The organism is Jiella sp. M17.18 (assembly GCF_041027365.1).
Classification (GTDB): Bacteria; Pseudomonadota; Alphaproteobacteria; order Rhizobiales; family Rhizobiaceae; genus VKMB-3413.
The window spans coordinates 122,160-136,418 of sequence record NZ_JBFTEH010000005.1; the positions used below are offsets into that span (position 1 = coordinate 122,160).

The 14,259-nt window shown below is 60.6% G+C and carries 18 protein-coding genes; 15 read left to right on the forward strand and 3 right to left on the reverse strand.

Features of this window, described 5'->3' with window-relative positions; translation table 11 throughout:
- Positions 1 to 171: 171 nt before the first annotated feature.
- The 15 genes from AB5S17_RS11290 to AB5S17_RS11360 all read left to right on the forward strand — a co-directional run bounded on the left by AB5S17_RS11290 (position 172) and on the right by AB5S17_RS11360 (position 12,308).
- Positions 172 to 1,419, forward strand: coding sequence for a tyrosine-type recombinase/integrase (locus AB5S17_RS11290; RefSeq protein ID WP_369239314.1), 1,248 nt, complete (start codon positions 172 to 174; stop codon positions 1,417 to 1,419).
- On the forward strand, positions 1,416 to 2,054 hold the full coding sequence (locus tag AB5S17_RS11295) for a hypothetical protein (protein ID WP_369239316.1): 639 nt from the start codon (positions 1,416 to 1,418) through the stop codon (positions 2,052 to 2,054). The genes AB5S17_RS11290 and AB5S17_RS11295 overlap by 4 nt, the downstream gene beginning before the upstream one ends.
- Before the next feature lie 69 nt (positions 2,055 to 2,123).
- Entirely contained in the window at positions 2,124 to 2,342 is a 219-nt protein-coding gene (locus AB5S17_RS11300; RefSeq protein ID WP_369239318.1) for a helix-turn-helix transcriptional regulator, read from the forward strand.
- Entirely contained in the window at positions 2,339 to 2,560 is a 222-nt protein-coding gene (locus AB5S17_RS11305) for a hypothetical protein (protein WP_369239320.1), read from the forward strand. Before AB5S17_RS11300 ends, AB5S17_RS11305 begins: the two co-directional genes overlap by 4 nt.
- Before the next feature lie 38 nt (positions 2,561 to 2,598).
- Positions 2,599 to 3,033 carry a hypothetical protein gene (locus AB5S17_RS11310; protein ID WP_369239322.1) on the forward strand — a complete coding sequence of 145 codons (435 nt, stop codon included), beginning with the start codon at positions 2,599 to 2,601 and terminating at the stop codon, positions 3,031 to 3,033.
- Positions 3,030 to 3,389, forward strand: a complete 360-nt coding sequence (locus AB5S17_RS11315) for a hypothetical protein (protein WP_369239324.1) — start codon at positions 3,030 to 3,032, stop codon at positions 3,387 to 3,389. Before AB5S17_RS11310 ends, AB5S17_RS11315 begins: the two co-directional genes overlap by 4 nt.
- Positions 3,386 to 3,976: a hypothetical protein gene (locus AB5S17_RS11320; RefSeq protein ID WP_369239326.1), complete on the forward strand. Its 591-nt coding sequence runs from the start codon at positions 3,386 to 3,388 to the stop codon at positions 3,974 to 3,976. The genes AB5S17_RS11315 and AB5S17_RS11320 overlap by 4 nt, the downstream gene beginning before the upstream one ends.
- A complete protein-coding gene (locus AB5S17_RS11325; protein ID WP_369239328.1) occupies positions 3,976 to 5,181 on the forward strand; it encodes a helicase RepA family protein in 1,206 nt (401 codons plus the stop codon). The genes AB5S17_RS11320 and AB5S17_RS11325 overlap by 1 nt, the downstream gene beginning before the upstream one ends.
- A gap of 297 nt (positions 5,182 to 5,478) precedes the next feature.
- Entirely contained in the window at positions 5,479 to 5,880 is a 402-nt protein-coding gene (locus tag AB5S17_RS11330) for a hypothetical protein (RefSeq protein ID WP_369239330.1), read from the forward strand.
- Positions 5,877 to 7,334 (forward strand): hypothetical protein, encoded by a 1,458-nt coding sequence (locus AB5S17_RS11335; protein WP_369239332.1) that lies wholly within the window; start codon positions 5,877 to 5,879, stop codon positions 7,332 to 7,334. The genes AB5S17_RS11330 and AB5S17_RS11335 overlap by 4 nt, the downstream gene beginning before the upstream one ends.
- A gap of 12 nt (positions 7,335 to 7,346) precedes the next feature.
- A complete protein-coding gene (locus AB5S17_RS11340) occupies positions 7,347 to 7,625 on the forward strand; it encodes a hypothetical protein (protein ID WP_369239334.1) in 279 nt (92 codons plus the stop codon).
- Positions 7,625 to 8,323 carry a hypothetical protein gene (locus AB5S17_RS11345; protein WP_369239336.1) on the forward strand — a complete coding sequence of 233 codons (699 nt, stop codon included), beginning with the start codon at positions 7,625 to 7,627 and terminating at the stop codon, positions 8,321 to 8,323. Before AB5S17_RS11340 ends, AB5S17_RS11345 begins: the two co-directional genes overlap by 1 nt.
- A 184-nt stretch (positions 8,324 to 8,507) precedes the next feature.
- Positions 8,508 to 9,443, forward strand: coding sequence for a hypothetical protein (locus AB5S17_RS11350; RefSeq protein ID WP_369239338.1), 936 nt, complete (start codon positions 8,508 to 8,510; stop codon positions 9,441 to 9,443).
- Positions 9,440 to 11,482, forward strand: a complete 2,043-nt coding sequence (locus AB5S17_RS11355) for a phage tail tip lysozyme (RefSeq protein ID WP_369239340.1) — start codon at positions 9,440 to 9,442, stop codon at positions 11,480 to 11,482. Before AB5S17_RS11350 ends, AB5S17_RS11355 begins: the two co-directional genes overlap by 4 nt.
- 316 nt (positions 11,483 to 11,798) lie before the next feature.
- Positions 11,799 to 12,308, forward strand: a complete 510-nt coding sequence (locus AB5S17_RS11360; protein WP_369239342.1) for a hypothetical protein — start codon at positions 11,799 to 11,801, stop codon at positions 12,306 to 12,308.
- A 12-nt stretch (positions 12,309 to 12,320) separates the two neighbouring features.
- On the opposite strand, the gene AB5S17_RS11365 is transcribed toward AB5S17_RS11360, so the two are convergent.
- From AB5S17_RS11365 to AB5S17_RS11375, 3 genes are all read right to left on the reverse strand, one after another.
- On the reverse strand, positions 12,321 to 13,067 hold the full coding sequence (locus tag AB5S17_RS11365) for a hypothetical protein (protein WP_369239344.1): 747 nt from the start codon (positions 13,065 to 13,067) through the stop codon (positions 12,321 to 12,323).
- Positions 13,068 to 13,695: 628 nt separating this feature from the next.
- Complete coding sequence (locus tag AB5S17_RS11370; protein ID WP_369239346.1) at positions 13,696 to 13,872, reverse strand: hypothetical protein; 177 nt, start codon at positions 13,870 to 13,872, stop codon at positions 13,696 to 13,698.
- Positions 13,873 to 14,020: 148 nt separating this feature from the next.
- Positions 14,021 to 14,251, reverse strand: a complete 231-nt coding sequence (locus tag AB5S17_RS11375) for a hypothetical protein (protein ID WP_369239348.1) — start codon at positions 14,249 to 14,251, stop codon at positions 14,021 to 14,023.
- Positions 14,252 to 14,259: the final 8 nt, after the last annotated feature.

The window sequence follows — 14,259 nt, forward strand, 5'->3', positions numbered from 1 at the left end:
GGGGTGACAGAGGGTAACGATCGCGAACGCATCAGCAGCAGATATCACCCTTTTCTGTGGGGGCTTTGCGCTGAAAGTTAGCCTCTGATATTGACATTGAATAACACGCCATAACATAGTGATCTCGTTACCCAGGCGTTACCCGTGCCTGTCGTTACCCCGAGGAACACCATGGCGAAGCCCCTCACTGCCGTTGCCGTCGAAAAGCTGAAGGGCGAGACCGTTCGGCGCGAAGTTCCAGACGGCGGATTGACCGGCCTCTACCTCGTCATCCAGCCATCCGGTAAAAAGTCGTGGGCAGTACGCTACCGGCATGCCGGCAAACCCCGGAAGGTGACGGTCGGCCCCTACCCTGCCTTTGACCTCAAGGCCGCACGAGAAGCCGGGGCGGCACTTCTAAGGGCGGCGTCGGAAGGCGCCGACCCTGCCGCTGAGAAGGCGCAGGCCAAGGCCCTCGCCCTCGCCAATGTCGATCCTGACGATACGGTCGAAAAGCTCCTCAGCACCTTCATTGAGCGCCACGTCTCTCGCAACCGGAGCGCATCCGAAGTGGAGCGGCTTTTCCGCAAGGAAGTCATCCCGGCTTGGGGATCGAAGCGGATTACCGACATCGGCCGCAGCGACCTCGTGAAGCTCCTCGACAAGATCGTTGATCGCGGCGCCCCCTACACGGCCAACCGCACGTTCGCGAACCTCCGCAAGTTCGGCAACTGGCTTGTATCGCGTGGGCTGATCGACCGGAACTTCTGCGATGGTGTTGAACAGCCGGCGCAAGAGACGAAGCGTGACCGCATCCTTGACGATCGCGAGTTGATGCTCGTTTGGAAGGCTGCCGAGGACATGGGCTTCCCGTTCGGCCCTCTCGTCCAGATTCTCATTCTGACCGGACAACGGCGAGACGAGGTTGCCGGCATGCGCTGGAGCGAGTTGAACCTCGCCTCAGCGACGTGGACGATGCCGCGCGAGCGAACGAAGAACGATAAGCTGCATCAGGTCGCGCTCTGTGACCGCGCCATTGCCATCCTGAAGGCGATCCCTCGCATCCATGGGTCCGATTTCGTCTTCACCACGACCGGTAAGACGTCCGTCAGCGGCTTCTCGCGGGCGAAGGAAGCGATCGACAAGAAGATTGAGGAAATGCTCGCCGAGGAGGAGAACGCCGATCCTGTACCGTCCTGGCGGTTTCACGATCTGAGACGCACAGCGGCTTCAGGAATGGCGCGGATCGGCATCGGCATCGCGGTAGTCGAGAAGATCCTAAACCACGTCTCCGGCACGTTCTCTGGCATCGTCGGCATCTATCAGCGCCACGAGTTCCTAGAAGAGCGGCGGCACGCTCTTGAGGCGTGGGGATCTTACGTCGGGTCGATCCTTGAGGACCGGCCGACCAACGTCGTCGAACTGAGGGCAGCGGAATGACCGATGAACCGTTAGCGGAAGCTGACAAATATACCGTGGCATTGACGGCCCTGGCCGAAACCGCAGACATGTTACAGAAATCATGGCGTGGATTTCTAGCTGGCCTTGGTGTTGTCGATGAAGATGGTCAAATCACTCAAAAATCTATTTCTTCTCTGATTGAATTCTACGCTGGAGCTAAACTGTTCCGCGTTGATGTTCTGAGACGTTTGTACGAAGAGGACGAAAATCCTCTTTATGCATGGGAGGCTTACCGCGACTGTCAGGAAGCGGGCTTGCCGGTGCCCCCGTGGGTTCAAGAGTACCTCAAGTCTTGCGCAGATAGCCTTCTTTTAGTGAAGGCTCGATCAGATCGTGGAGAGCGGATAGCCAAACAATCCGAAGAGATTTCTGTCGCAATGAAGATGAAGAAGCCCGGGGTTTCAGGCGCGGGTACAGCGTTTTCGAGATCATCGACGAAGTGGATCGATACCGCCCTAGCCGTCTTCCGCCGAATGGAGCAAGGAGACAAGCAGTACCTTGCAATAGAATATGTGGCGAAGGATACCGGCCGATCACAGGCTTCCGTCGGTCGCGCACTGGCTCGACTTCATGCCCTTTATCCAGAAGATCGCAGAAAGTCCGAGACTTCCTGAAAGATCGCTTTGTAGCATTACCGGCGTGACGTAGGCAAGTTAGCCCCTGTTCAACACAGGAGCTAATCCATGAACTTGGAAGCACAGAACGAAGCGCAGGACCAGCTTCTCCCCGCGATCGAAGTTCAACGCAGGTACAGCATCAGCCACATGACGCTGTATCGCTGGGAGCGCAAGCGTCCAGAACTGGAGTTCCCGAGGCCGCTCGTCATCAATAGCCGCCGATACTGGTATCTGAGCCAGCTTGTCGCGTGGGAGCGAAAGCATGCCGGGAGGGCCGCCGCATGATGGCCCCTCCCAAGATTGGTGCCGCCAGCGAGGGCCTGGAACCCCTCGCCAGCGGTCGCAACACGAAATCGCAAGGCAGCGTTTTCGAGATTGGAACCTACCGCAGCCAGCGGTTCGCGTCCATGCCCTCCACCGAACATCGCAGCAAGGTTTCGCTCGTCGTTCCGCGCGACGGCCGTCTCTTCCTCGTCGGCGCCTTCGCCATGGGAGGTGCATGATGGGAGACACTTTCTGCATCCTCGGGATCGATCCCGGCGTGTCCGGCGCCATCGCTTTCTACTTCCGCAGCCGTCCTGATCTGATCTCTGCCGAGGACGTTCCGACCGTTGATGGCGAAATCGATGCTGCCGCACTCAAGCGGCGGATCGAACAGATGCGCCCCGACATGGCCGTGATCGAGCGCGTCGGCGCTATGCCGAAGCAAGGTGTCAGCAGCACGTTCAAGTTCGGCCAAGCTTACGGCACGGTGCGCGGCGTTGTCGCGGCTCTCGGCATCCCGACGCATCTCGTCACTCCGTCCGTTTGGAAGAAGCACTTCGCCTTGAACTCCGAAAAGGAGAAGGCGCGGAACATGGCGATCCTTCACTGGCCGGACTCCCCTCACTTCGAACGGAAGAAGGACCATGGCCGAGCCGAGGCGGCTCTCCTCGCTCGCTACGGCGCCGACGTGATCCTGGAGGGGCGGCGATGAGTGGGATTAGTCGCAAGGTAAGTCGCCTTCAAAAGCGAGACAAAAGGGGCTTCAAAAGCTTCAGGGAAGCGGCCCTTTACGCTACCGCATGCGTCGAATTTAAGGAGCATGTTCCGGCAATCGCTCGGACGATGTTGCCCGTCGCATTCGTCGATAGTGCCGTCTCTCAAGAGGCGTCGGATGCCCTCGAAGTAATCCGGCAAACCGTGATGAGAGAGGGCTATTTCAGCCAAGGCAGAAAGGCAGGATTGAGCGCGAATACTGCGGCGATGTTTGCCGCCTTTGCCGAGGCTGAAATCGCGGAAGAGCTCAAGAGATTGACCGCGAATTTGCATGCCGAAGGGGGGCGCGTATGAACCCATACCTCGACATCGCAAACGCCCGGATGGATCTTTACGATAGGGCGCTGCCGACGCGGCTTTATCTTGATTATATCCGGCTTCACCAGCTCGACATAAACCGCATTTCCGACTTCGCCGGCATCTTGGCCGTGACGCGGATTGTCACGTTCGAAAAGGGCCAGTTCGATTTCGCCAATGACAGCGATCCGGACGCAATAGACGCCGCAGTAATCGAGGTTTTTGACCGCGACGGCGAGACCGTAGTCGACCTGTGTGGCTGGCCATTGGACCGACCAGAACGCGTGATGACGCTATACCATCGGCCGCCCGGCATCATCGGTCTATGGGCTGCGCATAACCCCGCGTCGTACTTTCTTGGAAAGCCGCTTCAGCTCTACAAGACGCCGCTCGATTGGCTGAAGAGTGGATGCGAGAACGGCGCCGCAGTAACGATCCCGGCTTTCGCAGGCCGCACGCTGATGGATCTTCCCGGCCGTTTCGCTGCGGAGGACCGCGACCACGCTGCCGAGCTTGATCGGCTTCTCCGGAGCACGACGCAAGATCGTTTGGTGGTCCCGCGCGGCGGGAGGGCAGCAGCGTGATGCCCGACGATTTCATTCCCTACGAACCGGAGGACGGCCGCGATCGGCCATGCGCTCCGATTGAGGCTGATCAGCGATTTCCAATGGGTCAGAATGACCCACTGGAATTTCGCAGGCTTCCCATGCTTGGCGAAATCGAGTGGTTCGACGATCTGAAGCCGGCATTGACGTCGCACTACATCGTCAAAGGGCTTCTCGATAGCGCCGCAATGTCGGTCATCTATGGGCCGTCCAACAGCGGGAAGACGTTCTTCGCGCTCGACCTCGCCTACCACGTCGCAAGCGATCAGGAATGGCGCGGCCGGCGCGTCAATGGCGGCATCGTGCTCTACCTCGCCGCAGAGGGCGGCAACGGCATCGCCAATCGCATCGTCGCGCTTCGCGACCATCACGGCGCATCCAGCGTGGATCTTGCCCTTCGGCGAGCGGGACTGGACCTCCTCAATCCGAATGCCGATGTCCAGCGCGTCATTGACCTCTCGGCGTCCCTCGCCGGTCGCGGCAAGGTCGTGCTGATCGTCGTCGATACCCTCTCGCGCGTCCTTGCTGGCGGTGACGAAAACGGCCCGGTCGACATGACCGCATTCGTGAAGAACGTCGACCGCATCAGGGCAGAGACTGGCGCGCACGTCATGGTCGTCCACCACACGGGCAAGGACGCCGCGAAAGGCGCTCGCGGTCACTCCTCGCTGCGGGCAGCAACGGACACGGAAATCGAGATCACCGCCGATGAGTCCGGCACTCGCACCGCCACCGTTCAGAAGCAACGTGACCACCAGGGCGGCGACACCTTCGGCTTCACGCTATCGAGTGTCGAGATCGGCACCGACCAGGACGGCGATCCGGTCAGGACGTGCATCATCGTCGATGCCGAGCCCTCGAAAGCCCGTAAGCTGACTGTTCGGCAGAGAACAGCGCTAGACGCCCTGGACGACGCTCTGCAAGCGCATGGCGAGCACAAGAGCGGCAAGGACTGGCCGAATTGTCCGATCGTCCTCGTCGACCATTGGCGAACGTCATGCAACCGTCGCGGCCTTTGCGAGAGCGACCTGCCCGACACCCGCAAGAAGGCGTTCCAGCGTGTCCGAAACGACATGCAGGAGAAGGGCTTAGTCGCGTTCTTCGATAGCTATGTCTGGCGCACTGCAGACGGGACAGACAGGGACAAGGCGGGACATGTCCCGTTTGGTCCCGGTGGACGGTAGGCGGGACAGACAGGGACACACCCCTATGGGGTGTCCCGTGTCCCGTCCCGGACGCGGCATTGAGACAGGCTGTCCAGATTGAACACCCTGTCCGATTTGAAGCCGGTCTGAGGGGTATTGTTGCAAGCGCAACGAACCGGCTGGCAGGGCTGAAAAATTTATTGCACCTGATACCATATCAGATGCTAACACTGCCGAACGTGCACTAGAAACCGCTTAAATGCAGGCTTTACAAGGGCAGTAGGGCATCCCATACCCGTATCAGGGTAACGATCGGGTATCGGAGCGCTGCAGAAAATGCAGACGGGTAGCGAAACAGTAGCAAGGCCGAAGGGCACGCATCGGAGCAAGGTCAGCAATGGTGCGGCCACGTTCCTCGATGGCGTTGACGGCCGCTCGATGCTCGCTCGCCGCTATCGCGACATCCTCGCACAGATCATCAGCGACATCGGTGGCGACCCTTCCGAAGCGCAGTCGATCATCGCCCGGCGCGCGGCGACGCTTGCCGTGTGGTGCGAGACTGAAGAGCGCTCGCTTGCTCAAGGTAGTTCGCTGGACATCAGCGAGTTCACGACCGCGACCAACGCCCTGCGGCGCCTTCTCGCCGATCTAGGCCTTGAGCGGAAGGCGAAGGACGTCACGCCCGACATCCGGACATACATGGCGGCACGGGCTGCCGAGAAGCCGAGGGCAGCATGACGGCCAGCGCCCTCACCTACGCCGAGGCGTGCTGCGATCCGAACCTGTTCGGCCCGTGGTTCGAAGGCGACACATGGGCAACCTGGCGCGTGATCGACAAGGCAGCCTTTGGGCAGCCGTTGGACGCTTCGGAGCTTTCCACCTTCCGCGAACTGACCGGACGCGATGAGGCGCCTTCTACGCCAGCCGGTGAGGTTTGGCTGATCTGCGGCCGGCGCTCCGGCAAGGACGTCAAGGCGGCTTCCATCGCGGTCTACCTCGCGACCTTCGGTGCCGAGATCTACGGCTACACCTCCCGGCTGACGCGCGGCGAGCGTGGCGTCGTCCAGGCCCTTGCAGTCGATCGCGATCAGGCCCGCGTCGTGCTCGGCTACGTCAAGGCATTCTTCGAACAGCCGATCTTCGCCAAGATGGTTGCGAAGGACACGGCGGACGGGATCGAGCTGACGAACGGTCTCGCGATCGAGATCACCACCAACGACAAGCGGCGTGTTCGCGGCCGGACGGTCGTCGCTGCCATCTTCGATGAGGTAGCGTTTTGGCATTCCGATAACAGCGTCACGCCCGACGACGAGGTGTATGCGGCAGTGAAGCCGGCGATGGTGACCATTCCCGGCGCCATGCTGATCGGCATTTCGAGCCCCTACGCGCGGCGCGGGCTTCTGTGGCGCAAGTTCAAGGCGCACTACGGCAAGCCGGGCAACGTGCTCGTCGTGAAGGCGCCGACCTGGCGCATGAATCTGACGATCAAGCGCGACGGCGAGTTCCTGACGGAAGCCTTCGCCGACGATCCGGCAAGCGCGGCAGCGGAGTTCGGCGCCGAGTTCCGGAGCGACATCGAAGCCTTCATCTCGCTTGAGGCGATCGAGGCTTGCATCACTGCCGGCATTTACGAGCGGGCGCCTATCGCAGGCGTCAGCTACAAGGCCTTCACCGATGCGGCCGGCGGGAGCGGCGGCGATTCCTTCACGCTCGCCATCGGCCATCTTGAGGGCGACATTGCCACGCTGGACGCGGTGCGGGAGATCCGCCCTCCCTTCTCTCCCGAGAACGCCGTTGCCGATCTGTCGGCTGTCCTGAAGCGCTACGGCGTGACGGAAGTCACGGGCGACCGCTGGGGCGGCGAGTTCCCTCCGGAGCAATTCCGCAAGCACGGCATCACCTACAGCCGCGCCGAGAAGGCGAAGAGCGACATCTACAAGGACATGCTGCCGCTCGTGAACAGCGGCAAGGTCGACCTTCTCGATAACGACCGTCTGAAGGCGCAACTCGTCGGCCTGGAGCGGCGCACGGCGCGCGGTGGGCGCGACAGCATCGATCACGCTCCGAACGCTCACGACGACATCGCCAACGCCGTTGCGGGCGTCCTGACGCTCCTGGGGAGCGGAGACGGGTTTGACCTCAGCATGTGGGAACGGCTGGCCGGCGCCAAGCCGCAATTACTGGCAGCATAGGAGACAAGGAACGTGCGACTGAGATTCATGGATTCGCCCTCTGCAATGGATGGGCGCACCGCCCGGAGACCGGAGCGGAGAACGATTAAGCGGACGCGAGACGATGATCCTCGCGAGCTGGTCTTCACTGGCGAGCCGGGCAACTACGTGACGCAGACCGATGGCGACGGCCGGTTCCTGGTTTATCGCGTGATGGCTGCCAAGGCGGACACGGGCGATGCGGCCGGCGCCATGCGTGGCGCGATCCGTGGCATGAATCGCCGCGCTGTGGATTTCTGGAGGGCTCGCTGATGGGCGCTCTGGAACAGAAGGCGTTGGACGCTGCGATCGGACGGCGCGCGAAGGCTCGACAGGGGCTTGCCGACGCGGAAGAGGCAGTCGCTCGGGCTCGCGCCATGGCTGACGCAGCCGAGGCCTCCCTCGCCCGATCTGCTGCGACTGAGGACGATTTCAGCACCAGGCACGCGCAGCGTCTGGAGGAGTGGATCGTCAGTGGCGGCAAGGGCAATGCGCCTGTCATGGCTGATGACGATGCTGTTTCTGAAGCGAGGCGGACGGCGGAGCGGGCGCGAAGCGAGAAGGCTGCGGCTGCCAAGGCGCTCGGTCTTGTCACGGCTGCCTGCAACCGGGCTCGGCAGGAAGTGGAGGACGCAGACGCTTCGGTCAGTGCTGCTGTCAGTCGGCTGATCAGCGCCGAAGCCGACGACATGGCTGGCGAGATCGCGAAGCTGGAGGCGCGAGCGCTGACGCTCCGCGAGCAGCTTGCGGCAATCCCCGGCACGATGGGCGCTCATGGCGTTTCGACGGGCCTTCTCTCCGAGACTGCCATGTCGGTGATGAACAACCCGCCGGCACCGTGGAGCGTCAGCACGCTCCTGTCGGAAAACCCGTACCGGATGCGGACGCAGACGATCGGCGAGCGGTGGTCGGAACGGATTGCGCAGCTCCGCGAGACGGGCCGCGACGAGAACCAGGCAAAGGCAGCCTGATGAGTAGCGTTCGGCATGCCGCAGTCGCCGGCCCGTCTTGCGACGTGTCGAACAACGGCGAGGAGTGTTCTCCGCCTCGCCAACTTGCCGGAGGTAGGTCCGACCTTCGGCGCAATGCGGGTCGCAGTGGTCTTTCCTTGTCACCGGCTGCGGCCCGCATCCCCTTTCACGACAGGATGAAACGATGAGCCGGCAATGGATTCGCGCATGTAAGCTGACCGTCGAGGGCGAGAACGGCGTGATCGATCTCTCGGAGATGCGCATCCGCTTTAGCGTGACGCAGCACACGTTGCAGACGCCGAACGCCCTCGATGCGCGGATCACCAACCTGTCGGATGATACCGTCAGCCGGATTCAGGGCGAAGGCAAGTCCGTTAGCTTGGAAGCCGGCTACCAGGACGGCTACGGATTGATTTTCAGAGGCCTGATCATTCAGAAGCGGAAGGGGCGCGAGAACCCCGTCGACACCTATTTGGACATCCTCGCACAAGGTGGGGACACCGCTTACAACTTCGCACTTGTGAAGAAGACGCTGGCGGCGGGGCACACATTCCGAGACCAGGTGGACGCGGCTCTTGAGGCGATGAAGCCCTACGGTATCACGGCGGGCTATATCACCGATCTAGGGTCCAAGAAGATGCCTCGGGCTCGCGTGCTCTTTGGCATGGCTCGGGATGTGCTGCGAACCGTCGCCTTTTCGACGGGGACGAGTTGGTCGATCCAGAATGATCAGCTCGTCATCACCAAGGACGCGGAAACGCTACCGGGTGCCGCAATCGTTCTCAACAGTCGTACCGGCATGATCGGCTTGCCGGAGCAGACGGATCTCGGAATTCAGGTGACGTGCCTACTCAATCCGCAGATCCGACCAAGCTCCCGTATCCAGATCAACCAGAAGGACATTCAGCAGGCGAAGCTGTCCGCCGACTATCTCGGCGTCGTGAACAATGCTCAGATCCCGCCGCTGGCAGATGATGGCTTCTACAAGGTCTGGACGGTCAGCCACGCCGGCGATACGCGCGGCGACCCTTGGTACACGACGGCGATATGCACGCGCGCCGATGGGAAGGGGCAGATCCCGACAGGGTTGGTTTCCAAAGGAATTGAGGTGGCGCAATGAGCGGCGAAACCCTGAAGGACTTTCTGGTCGGACTCGGCTTCGACATCGACAGGAAGTCGGAAGAGAAGTTCAAGTCGACGATCCGGGGCGCGGCGCTGCAGGCGAAACTTCTCGCCGATGGCATCGAAGCGCTGGTGCGAACCGTCGCGGAGGGCGTCCAGAAAATCGGCCGCGACTTCGATACGCTCTATTGGTCTTCCCAGCGTGTCGGGGCCTCCGCGACCAATTTGAAGGCCTTCGCCTACGGCATGTCGCAGATCGGCGGCTCTGCCCAAGGCGCATTGGCGACGGTCGAGAAGTTCGCATCGACGCTGCGCACCAGCCCCGGCGCCGTTTCGTACATGAAGCAGCTCGGGATCGCGGACGGCAAGGATTCGGTCGAGGAGATGATCTCCCTCGTCCAGAAGCTCTACGCGCAGCACCACGGCTCGCCGGGCCAATATGCGATTGGCTCGAACATTGCCCAGCAGATCTTCGGCATCGACGAGCAGACCTATTACCAGATCAGCCACCATGCCGATGCGCTGCGAAAGCGCATTCAGGACGCGAAGGACACCAATAAGGCGTTCGGTCTCGATCCTGATGCGGCTGCGAAGAAGTGGAAGAACTTCATCAATGACCTGAACGAGGTGAAGAACTCGGTTCAGGTTCTAATCGAGAAGATCGCGACGGACCTTGAGCCGCAGCTTGATGCCGGGCTCAAGGAGTTCCAGAAGTGGCTGATCGCCAACAAGGACAACATCAAGAAATTCCTGCTGGACGTCGGCGGCGCGGCCAAGACTGTCGCTTCTGATCTCGGAGAACTCGCTACGCAGCTCAAGCCGATCTGGGAAGGCTTCGATCACATCACGAAGTCCCTGACCGGCAAGGGAGGCCTTGTCGCGGCGCTGGAAATCCTGATCGGCCTTCTCGCCTTCCGGGGAATGGCGAAGCTCTTCGGCGGCATGGGCGCTGCGGCATCGAACCCTGTCGGCTGGGGCATTGCCGCGCTTCTCGGCTATGACGCAGCCGGGCTGCCGCATCTGACGCAGAACCCGATGGCAGAGCCTGGCCCCGGCGATCACGTCGTCACGCCGGACGAATACACCAAGCACTTCATGGGGCCCGGCGACGTCTGGCGGTGGATCAAGCGCAAGGTGTGGGGCGGCCCCGGCGACGGCACGGGCGACGTCGGGCACGTGCCGTCTTCTGCAGAAAAGCAGAAGCTGGCGCGCGAGTCCTATGATTTCTGGATCAAGAAGGGCCTCCCTCGCAACGCTGCTCTCGGCATGGTCGCGACGGAGCAAGGCGAGAGCGGCTTCAATCCGCATGCGACGGGAGACGGCGGCTCCGCAATGGGATCGTTCCAGTGGCACGCTGATCGGCGAGCGGCCATCCTCAGGGGAACCGGCATCGACGTCGCCTCCAGCAAGACGACACATGATCAGATGCTTCAGGCAGCCTTGTGGGAGATGAAAAACGGCGATGCCGGCGCTCAGAAGGCCTATCGGCGCGTGCAGAACGCCGACTCCCCGTCCCAAGCGGCGGCGATCCTGACCTACTATTTCGAGCGCCCGAGGGACAAGAAGGGGCAGGCTCGCATCCGGGGCGGTTATGCGAACCGATGGGCGCAGGTGATCGACGACAACACGCAGGAAGCCAACGCGGCGGACGTCGCGAAGGAAGCCCGCGTTCCCGATCTGAAGAAGAACGCGGCGGACCTGACGACCCGCATCTACAAGACGGTGGCCGGGGCCATCGTCGGCGGCGCCAGCGCTGCGGAAATCTCGCTGCCTGACCAGAAGAAGATCGCCGACCGTATCAACGGTGCCTTCGGGACGGACAAGCAGGGCATGATCCAAAGCCGGATCAACGGAGCCTTCGACACGACCCTCGGCGGCAACGTCACGAACAACAGCAAGAGCGTGACGCTGCACCAGAAGACCGACATCACCGTGAACGGGGCGACCGATCCCCATGGCACCGCTGCCGTGATCGGCGAGCGGCAGGGCGCGGTCAACGGGGTGCTCCTCCGCAACACGCAGAGCGCGGTGAGATGACGATGAACAAGACTGAAGACAGAACTATTCAGGAATCTGACGTAGTTGTAGCAGCAGTCCTTCTAGGTGTAGACGAGCAGCTCGCGCGGGACCTTCTAGAGAAGGTATATTTGACATCTGCATATTCTCAACGCGCTGAAGAGTCTCGTCAACGAGATCAATAGCTTTTTGCCTGGGAACAGTGCCGCTTCCAACCAGATGCGTTATAAGCGTGCGATGTAATTCAAGGGAGGCAAGAGCGGCTCCCGGCGCTAAATCTTCTGAAAACGACACAGCGCGACTCCCTCGCTCACAACTCCTCGTATGGGAGCACGCAATGGGCCTGAAGGTCAAAGACAGCCCGGCGATGAAAGAGCTTTTCAAGGCGATCAGCCGGCTCGACAAGACGCGCGTGCTCGTCGGCATCCCTGCCGAGAAGGCAGGCCGCGACGACGGCTCCCCGCTCAACAATGCCGAGATCGGATATATCCAGGAATTTGGAGCGCCGGAGCAGAACATCCCGGCGCGACCTTTCCTCATTCCGGGAGTCGCGGGCGCGAAAGAGAAGTTCACGCCGCACCTGAAGGCGGCGGCCAAGCTCGCGCTATCGGGAAAGGTCGAGAACATCGACGTCCCGCTGCATAGGGCTGGCTTGGTGGCGCAGAACGCCGTGCACAACAAGATCGAGCAAGGCCCCTTCGTGCCGCTCGCGCCTGCCACGCTCTACAAGCGCAAGCACCGGAAGGAAGCCCCGCGCGACGGCGAGAAGCCGCTGATCGACAAGGGCGAGTTGCTGCGGAGCGTGACCTACGTCGTCACACAGCGGCGGAAGGGCGATGACCTCTGAATGTGCCGAATACTAAAGTTGATGAGCATCCGCAATTTTCACCGAAAACGAGTTCTCCCCGTACCGATCCCTACAGTAAGCGACAGCTTCACTGAGAATTTTCTTTCCATCTTCAAGAGACTTTCCCGAGTCATCATAGATCTGCAGGATCAGTCCATTAATCTCCTGACTGCGAACAGCAAACCGCCGTTCCAATTGGGGAGGTACACTTGTAACGTGCTGCCCAGAGCGCTGATCAAAGACGGTGTAATCTTCAATTATCTCCTGAAGCGCAGATCTTTTTTTACTGTATTCTTGAAATCCCGCGTCCGCAGACTGATATCGCTGCTGAAGTAGCATTATGCGCATTGCGAGATCACCCGCTTTTTTCGATAAAAACGGCGCGAAATCCGATGCATCGAATACCGGAATGCCGAGGCCAAACCCCGATCGAGAGAGCACGAACTTCCAATAATCGTCTCTGTGAATATTTCCGCCATGATCTTTAGGTATCGACTCATCGATTTCACTGCGAATAGTATAGATACCATTTACTACTTGTATCGTTTTCAAGACGGTCTGAGTCGCTATTGCTTGTTCATTTTTCTTTTGCTGTTTAGCGATTGTCTTTTGGCTCGCACGATTGGCTAGCAAGGCAAGCAAAAGCGAGCTAGCACCCCCGATTATCGCGCCAAGAGCAGCTCCCCCAAAGCCCGAAATCAGAGATATCCAATTCTCAGTACTCAAAGAAGCAATATTACCATAAATTTCGGAGATCATTTTTTGGGGGCACTCATTGTAGAGCTTTACAACGGATCCGCTTTGGGCCTTGCCAGCGAACAGCATTCGGTGAGGGCGGGAGCCTAAGCGCCTCGCGCCTCGGCTTGAAAGCCGAAGGATGACGCTGACTCTCGGTAAATCTCACTTCAGTCATTGTCTGAAACCTTTCTCAGCCTCACCCCGGCCCCACAGCCGTTCTCAGCGATGAACTCGACCCCGGCGGCTTCAAGAGTTGAGCGTATCGCATCTGAGGTTGTGGCGCGAGAGGGCAGGTGTAGGCGACCGCGTCACCGATGAGGTGCGGATGGGGGCTTAGGCTCGATCGCTTGGCGGGCGGTGCGGACGTCGAACATGTCGAACGGCGGCGACCAATCTCTCGGGTATACTGGCTGTCGAAGTATCTCGGCAGACACCATCAAGGCCTCAAAGCTGGCCTTCAACTGAGGTTGGACGTCCGGCCAGCGAGTTGTCCGGAACACCGATGGCGGCGGAAAGTGATTCAGCTGCGGCTTGAGCATCGCCGTCTTTAGCCGAAGCAGCGGCTATCGCCAGTAGCATTTGTTAATTAGGGACGATCGGCGCAGTTCTATCTCCGTGGCTGGCTTTCGATCGATGTATCACCTAACCGTCAGCCGCGATTCTTGCCCCTTTTTAGGGACGGCTTGCAGATTTCGAACTTCAAGCTTCCCCACATTCTGAAGTCGGCGCCACAGCTTGGACAAATGACCGCCTTCTCAATATCGCTCGCCTCGGTCGGCATGAGCAACGCATTGCATTGGATGCAGGTGGCGGTCACCTGGGGCATGAACTGCCTCCCATGTCGCGTGGATCTTCCGAGCCTACGCTGGCACGACCTGCCGTAGCAATCCCGTGCAAGGTATCCGGAGCCTATGCTTGTCGGCAACGCAGTCGTTTAGCACAAAGCACAGGTCGCCGGCGCCAACCACGGCTTCCTACCAAGACGGCTTCTTTTGACTCGTCAGCGCCCGCTGGTACTCATACCCTTTGACCCATACCGCGTGGGCCGGCGTTCGGGGTGAGTAGGGATTGATGGCCGTGGCGCCATGCTCGCGATACGCCTTGCAGCCTTCGCCCCAGATCGCCCGCTCGACCCAAGCCGCCGTGATCTCTGCCGCCAGGTCTCGATTCTGGTCGTCCATCTGTGCCAGCCCGCCGTCTCCCATGTCGCACT

What these genes read in the sequence shown, in the direction of transcription:
- AB5S17_RS11290 (WP_369239314.1), top strand. Translation starts at nt 172, where the DNA reads ATGGCGAAGCCCCTCACTGCCGTTGCCGTCGAAAAGCTGAAGGGCGAG.
- AB5S17_RS11295 (WP_369239316.1), top strand. Translation starts at nt 1,416, where the DNA reads ATGACCGATGAACCGTTAGCGGAAGCTGACAAATATACCGTGGCATTG.
- AB5S17_RS11300 (WP_369239318.1), top strand. Translation starts at nt 2,124, where the DNA reads ATGAACTTGGAAGCACAGAACGAAGCGCAGGACCAGCTTCTCCCCGCG.
- AB5S17_RS11305 (WP_369239320.1), top strand. Translation starts at nt 2,339, where the DNA reads ATGATGGCCCCTCCCAAGATTGGTGCCGCCAGCGAGGGCCTGGAACCC.
- AB5S17_RS11315 (WP_369239324.1), top strand. Translation starts at nt 3,030, where the DNA reads ATGAGTGGGATTAGTCGCAAGGTAAGTCGCCTTCAAAAGCGAGACAAA.
- AB5S17_RS11320 (WP_369239326.1), top strand. Translation starts at nt 3,386, where the DNA reads ATGAACCCATACCTCGACATCGCAAACGCCCGGATGGATCTTTACGAT.
- AB5S17_RS11325 (WP_369239328.1), top strand. Translation starts at nt 3,976, where the DNA reads ATGCCCGACGATTTCATTCCCTACGAACCGGAGGACGGCCGCGATCGG.
- AB5S17_RS11330 (WP_369239330.1), top strand. Translation starts at nt 5,479, where the DNA reads ATGCAGACGGGTAGCGAAACAGTAGCAAGGCCGAAGGGCACGCATCGG.
- AB5S17_RS11335 (WP_369239332.1), top strand. Translation starts at nt 5,877, where the DNA reads ATGACGGCCAGCGCCCTCACCTACGCCGAGGCGTGCTGCGATCCGAAC.
- AB5S17_RS11345 (WP_369239336.1), top strand. Translation starts at nt 7,625, where the DNA reads ATGGGCGCTCTGGAACAGAAGGCGTTGGACGCTGCGATCGGACGGCGC.
- AB5S17_RS11350 (WP_369239338.1), top strand. Translation starts at nt 8,508, where the DNA reads ATGAGCCGGCAATGGATTCGCGCATGTAAGCTGACCGTCGAGGGCGAG.
- AB5S17_RS11355 (WP_369239340.1), top strand. Translation starts at nt 9,440, where the DNA reads ATGAGCGGCGAAACCCTGAAGGACTTTCTGGTCGGACTCGGCTTCGAC.
- AB5S17_RS11360 (WP_369239342.1), top strand. Translation starts at nt 11,799, where the DNA reads ATGGGCCTGAAGGTCAAAGACAGCCCGGCGATGAAAGAGCTTTTCAAG.
- AB5S17_RS11365 (WP_369239344.1), bottom strand. Translation starts at nt 13,067, where the DNA reads ATGATCTCCGAAATTTATGGTAATATTGCTTCTTTGAGTACTGAGAAT.
- AB5S17_RS11370 (WP_369239346.1), bottom strand. Translation starts at nt 13,872, where the DNA reads ATGCCCCAGGTGACCGCCACCTGCATCCAATGCAATGCGTTGCTCATG.
- AB5S17_RS11375 (WP_369239348.1), bottom strand. Translation starts at nt 14,251, where the DNA reads ATGGGAGACGGCGGGCTGGCACAGATGGACGACCAGAATCGAGACCTG.